6 protein-coding genes and 1 tRNA gene are annotated in these 5,644 nt (G+C 30.2%); 6 read left to right on the top strand and 1 reads right to left on the bottom strand.

Annotated features, from left to right (window positions below; genetic code table 11):
• The 6 genes from L3J60_RS13270 to L3J60_RS13245 all read left to right on the top strand — a co-directional run.
• A partial coding sequence (locus L3J60_RS13270; RefSeq protein ID WP_291976047.1) for a vitamin B12 dependent-methionine synthase activation domain-containing protein occupies positions 1 to 1,649 on the top strand: 1,649 nt, incomplete at its 5' end.
• 327 nt (positions 1,650 to 1,976) lie between these two features.
• On the top strand, positions 1,977 to 2,930 hold the full coding sequence (gene metF, locus L3J60_RS13265; protein WP_291976046.1) for a methylenetetrahydrofolate reductase [NAD(P)H]: 954 nt from the start codon (positions 1,977 to 1,979) through the stop codon (positions 2,928 to 2,930).
• A 117-nt stretch (positions 2,931 to 3,047) separates the two neighbouring features.
• A complete protein-coding gene (trxA, locus tag L3J60_RS13260) occupies positions 3,048 to 3,365 on the top strand; it encodes a thioredoxin (RefSeq protein WP_291976045.1) in 318 nt (105 codons plus the stop codon).
• A gap of 90 nt (positions 3,366 to 3,455) precedes the next feature.
• Positions 3,456 to 4,379, top strand: a complete 924-nt coding sequence (locus L3J60_RS13255; RefSeq protein ID WP_291976044.1) for a DUF58 domain-containing protein — start codon at positions 3,456 to 3,458, stop codon at positions 4,377 to 4,379.
• A gap of 65 nt (positions 4,380 to 4,444) precedes the next feature.
• A tRNA-Asp gene (locus L3J60_RS13250) sits at positions 4,445 to 4,518 on the top strand.
• 143 nt (positions 4,519 to 4,661) lie between these two features.
• Positions 4,662 to 5,273, top strand: coding sequence for a hypothetical protein (locus tag L3J60_RS13245; RefSeq protein ID WP_291976043.1), 612 nt, complete (start codon positions 4,662 to 4,664; stop codon positions 5,271 to 5,273).
• A 55-nt stretch (positions 5,274 to 5,328) separates the two neighbouring features.
• Here the strand turns inward: L3J60_RS13245 and L3J60_RS13240 are convergent, their stop codons facing one another.
• Positions 5,329 to 5,517, bottom strand: a complete 189-nt coding sequence (locus L3J60_RS13240) for a DUF6266 family protein (RefSeq protein WP_291976042.1) — start codon at positions 5,515 to 5,517, stop codon at positions 5,329 to 5,331.
• Between the last annotated feature and the right edge of the window lie 127 nt (positions 5,518 to 5,644).

Below are 5,644 nucleotides of genomic sequence, written 5' to 3'. Positions count from 1 at the left end.
AGGCTGCTAGAAAAAAAGTGCCGCACCCTATTGAAGTTATTGAAGTTAACCTAATGACTGGAATGAATGTAGTTGGAGATTTGTTTGGTTCAGGTAAAATGTTTTTACCTCAAGTTGTAAAATCTGCCCGTGTAATGAAAAAAGCAGTAGCTTATCTATTACCCTTTATTGAAGTAGATAAAGGAGAAATTAGCAAATCTAATGGAAAAATTTTATTGGCAACCGTAAAAGGAGATGTGCATGATATTGGGAAAAATATTGTAGGCGTTGTTTTAGGGTGTAATAATTATGATATTTTAGATTTAGGAGTTATGGTTGCACCTGAAAAAATAATAGAAACTGCAAAATCTCAAAAAGTTGATATCATAGGTTTAAGTGGTTTAATTACACCTTCGTTAGATGAAATGGTATATTTAGCTAAAGAAATGGAACGTCAAAATTTTGAAGTCCCATTATTAATTGGAGGAGCAACTACCTCAAAAGCACATACAGCAGTTAAAATTGACCCACAATATAAAAACGCCGTAGTACACGTACATGACGCTTCTAGGGCAGTTACAGTAGTAGGCGATTTATTAAATAAAAGGTCTAATCAAAAATATATTGGGGATATTAAAGATGATTATGTAAAAGTTCGTAAAGGATTTTTAAATAGATCTAAACAAAAAGAGTACGTAAGATTAGATGAAGCGAGAAAAAATAAATTTAAAATTGATTGGAATTCAACCAAAATATCCACACCAAATTTTATTGGAACACACGTTATTGATAATTTTGATTTATCAAAGTTACTAGATTATATAGATTGGAGTCCGTTTTTTAGAGCATGGGAATTACACGGAAAATATCCTGCTATTTTAACTGATAAAGTTGTGGGAGAGGAAGCAACAAATTTATTTGCAGATGCCAACGTTTTATTGCAGAAAATACTAGATGAAAAGCTGTTAAAAGCAAAAGCCGTATTCGGAATTTTTCCTGCAAATGCTGTTGAAGATACTATTGAAGTTTATAAAAATGAAAGTAGAAAAGAAATACAAACTAAATTTATAACCTTGCGTCAACAATTAAAAAAGAAAGAGGGAACTCCTTTTAAATCACTTTCCGATTTTATTGCTCCAAAATCAACAAAAGTTAAAGATTATATTGGTACTTTTTGTGTGTCAACAGGTTTTGGAACTGCTGAATTAGCCACTGAGTTTGAGAAAAATATGGATGATTATAATTCCATTATGGTAAAAGCTTTAGCAGATAGATTGGCAGAAGCCTTTGCTGAATACATACATCAAGAAGTACGTAAAAAATATTGGGGATATGCAAACACAGAAGAGTTATCAAATATCGATTTGATAAAAGAAAATTATAAAGGAATTAGACCTGCACCAGGATATCCTGCTTGTCCTGATCATACGGAAAAAACAACGATTTGGAAATTATTACAAGTTGAAGATAAAATTGGAGTTAAACTAACGGAAAGTTTGGCAATGTGGCCTGCCGCATCGGTTTCGGGTTATTATTTTGCAAACGAAAACGCTAAATATTTTGGTGTAGGTAAAATTACGGAAGAGCAAGTGAAAGATTTTGCAAAACAAAAAAACATGGACATTGAAACTGCAAAAAACTGGTTAAGACCAAATTTAGCAGAGTACTAGAAAAGACCTAACAGGTTTTAAAAACCTGTTAGGTATGCAATGATGCATTGGACTAATTCAATAATGAGGGAATAAAGAGATGGTGGTTTAAAAAAAGAGTCATGCTGAGCTTGTCGAAGTATGACATTTGAAGTGTAAAAAAACTGTAAAATAGGACTGCGTTAGCAATAGCAGCGGTATCCTTTTTTGAAGTGTAACGGAGAAAAAGATATAGCAAATAGTGCGACCTGAAAGGGAACGCCCAAATTTAACAGATTAAAAAAGTTAAATCTTAACCGAAATGCTGAAGAATGGATAAAAACTGAGTATTTCAACAAATATAAATTAATGAAAGTAACTGAACATATCAAAAAATCCAAAGGGAAAACATTATTTTCTTTTGAAATAATTCCACCCCAAAAGGGTCAGAATATTCAAGAATTATACAATAATATTAATCCGTTAATGGAATTTAAACCTCCGTTTATTGATGTTACAACTTCACGAGAAGAGTATATTTATATTGAAAAACAAGGATTACTAGATCGGAAAATTACGAGAATGCGACCAGGAACGGTTGGTATTTGTGCTTCATTAAAATACAAGTATAATGTAGATGCAATTCCGCATGTGTTATGTGGAGGTTTTACAAAAGAAGAAACCGAATATGTGTTGATTGATTGCCATTATTTAGGTTTAGATAATGTTATGGCACTGCGTGGAGACGCTATGAAACATGAAAAATATTTTAGTGTTGCTGAGGGTGGACATCAATATGCATCAGAGTTAGTTTCTCAAATTCAAAATTTAAATAAAGGGAAATATTTACATGAAATAATTGAAACACCATATAATTCAGATTTTTGTATTGGTGTGGCTGGTTATCCTGAAAAACATATGGAATCACCAAGTTTAGAATCAGATTTAAGAAGATTGAAAGAAAAAGTTGATACTGGAGCTGATTATGTGGTTACTCAAATGTTTTTTGACAATAAAAAATATTTTAATTTTGTTGAAAAAGCTAGAAATATTGGTATTACGGTTCCAATAATTCCTGGCATTAAGCCAATTGCCGTTAAACGCCACTTACAAATTTTACCACAAATATTTAAATTGGATTTGCCGGAATCCTTAATTAAGGAAGTAGAAAATTGTAGTAATAATCAACAAGTTCGCCAAGTTGGCATTGAGTGGGCGATACAACAATCTAAAGAATTGATTGAGCAAGGTGTGCCTGTACTTCATTTTTATTCAATGGGAAAATCGGATAATATTAAGGCAATTGCTTCTGCTGTTTTCTAAAATCATTTTTAATAATTGCATCATAAATAAAAGTAATATGACTAATGTTGTAATGGTAAAATAATTGTTTATTTTTGTACAAAATAATTAGAAACGTATAATTTAAAAATATAGATTATGGCTGTAGAAGTAACAGATGCAACATTTGAAGAAGTAGTTTTAAAATCAGACAAACCAGTAATGGTAGATTTTTGGGCAGCTTGGTGTGGACCTTGTAGAATGGTAGCTCCAATTTTGGAAGAATTACATAAAAATTATGAAGGAAAAGCAGTAATTGCTAAAGTAGATGTTGATGCAAACCAAAAATATGCTGCACAATATGGTGTTAGAAATATACCAACAGTTTTAGTATTTAAAAACGGTGAGGTTGTTGAAAAACAAGTTGGTGTAGCACCAAAAGCAGTTTATGAACAAAAAATAAATGCTCATTTATAAATAAATGTTCATTTTTAAAATTTAAAAAGCTTGACCAATTGGTCAAGCTTTTTTGTTTAAAATACTATATTTACCTAAACTACTTTTTAAATGTACGATTTAAAAGAAATAAACATAGCAGAATTAAAAAGTATTGAATTATTGGCTAAGCAAATAGTTGAAGGATTTATTACAGGAATGCATAAAAGTCCGTTTCATGGATTTTCAGTGGAGTTTGCAGAGCATCGGCTGTATAATACTGGTGAAAGCACACGGCATATTGATTGGAAATTGTATGCTAAAACTAAAAAATTATTTATTAAAAAATATGAAGAAGAAACTAATTTACGTTGTCATTTAATTATTGATAACTCAGCTTCTATGTATTATCCGAAAGACAAAAATGGACAAGTTTCTAGTTTTTCGAAAATTAAATTTGCGACTATTGCTTCGGCGGCTTTAATTGAATTATTAAAACGCCAAAGAGATGCCGTAGGATTAAGTATTTATAGTGATAAAAATGAATATTATGCCCCAGCAAAAGGAAGTGAACGCCACCGAAGAAAATTATTTGTGCAATTAGATGAATTATTGAAAACCAGTTCAAATTCGAGTACCGAAACCTATCAAATGTTACATGAAATTTCGGAGAAAATACACAAACGATCTTTAGTCTTTTTATTTACGGATATGTTTCAAACCACCAAAAATAAAAAAGAGCTTTTTAATGCCTTGAGACACTTAAAATATAACAAGCACGAAGTTATTTTATTCCACACCTATGATGGAGAACTAGAATTAGGATTTAATTTTGATAATAAACCTAAAAATTTTGTAGATGTTGAAACTGGTGAGCATGTAAAAATATACGCAAAAAATGTTCAAGAAAAATACCAACTACAAGTACAAAATTATTTTAATGATTTGAAATTGAAATGTGTACAGTATAAAATTGATTATGTTCCTGTTGATATTCATAAAGGGTTTAACCAACTATTAACCTCTTATTTAATAAAGCGAAATAGAATTATATAATATTTTTACGAAAAGGTTTTGCTATTAAAAAAAACGCTATTATATTTGCATCCGCTAACAGCAACGGTTTGGTAGTTCAGCTGGTTAGAATACCTGCCTGTCACGCAGGGGGTCGCGGGTTCGAGTCCCGTCCAGACCGCTTTTTAAAGCAAATTAAAACCTTAACAATCTTATAAACAGAGAGTTAAGGTTTTTTATTTTTGAATAATCCCCACATTATCCCCATAATATATTTTAATTTAAATCCATCCTAATTTTTTTTTTTATAACTTTAATAGAAAAATGTTAACATTCTATTCTACAAAACGAGCAATAATTGACCTCCTAATTATTAAAGAACAGGTACTTAGAGCATATATGAGAGAATCTAAGTACAAAGTAATTCTTGATTTTATATATGCTAAGGATTATTTAAATGATGATAATCTTTCAATTCCAACTATGAAAGAAATGGCTAATTCTACAGGAATAAAATATCCAAAGCTAAGAAAGTTGATTAAAGAGTTATATGATAGAATATTTGATGATGATGAACTTGACTTTAAATTTGAGTTTGGAAAAATTGAAGTTATTTTCTTCTTTCATTATTTTGAAAATTATGCACAAATCAAATTTAAGAAATTAACTTATTTGCCTAAGGTGGGAGATCAGATTGATTTTTCTTTTGTAAATGCTAAAGTTGGAACAAGTATGTTTTATGTTGATAGGATTGAGCATACTTTTGGGGATAATACTCAAAAAATATACATTACTCTTCGTCCAGGTTATTATAATTCATATTTGCATTATAGAAGGCAAAAAGCAATTGAAGAAAGAGAAATTGACAGAAAGGATTATTATTCAATGTCAGATTATCAATTAAAGGAAGAATTGCAAATAGGTCGTTATAGATAAAAAAACCGCTACAAATTAATGCAACGGTTTAAAAAATGTTTATTTGATTTAAAAATTAAGCCGCAATCCCATTACCTAAATAAACACTATTTGATACTTTACCATCTACTGCAACAAAAGCTATAAATAATTCTACTGTATCACCAGAATAAGTATTAGGAATTAATACAATTTCTGAACCAACTGTTCTTTCTGAACCTGCTAAAATATAAGTGGATTCTTTTTTGCTTGGATTGTAAACCAATTAGTTTAGCCCCCAATAAAGTCGGAGTGATATTTTAAATTTCAAACTAATACATTTGAGATATGAAATATAAGAAATGGACCTTAGACCAGAAGTTAGAAATACTATCAACTTCAGAAGAAATAGG

This window comes from Lutibacter sp. (assembly GCF_021647475.1).
Lineage (GTDB): Bacteria > Bacteroidota > Bacteroidia > Flavobacteriales > Flavobacteriaceae > Lutibacter.
This window is presented reverse-complemented; position numbering and strand designations above follow the sequence as displayed.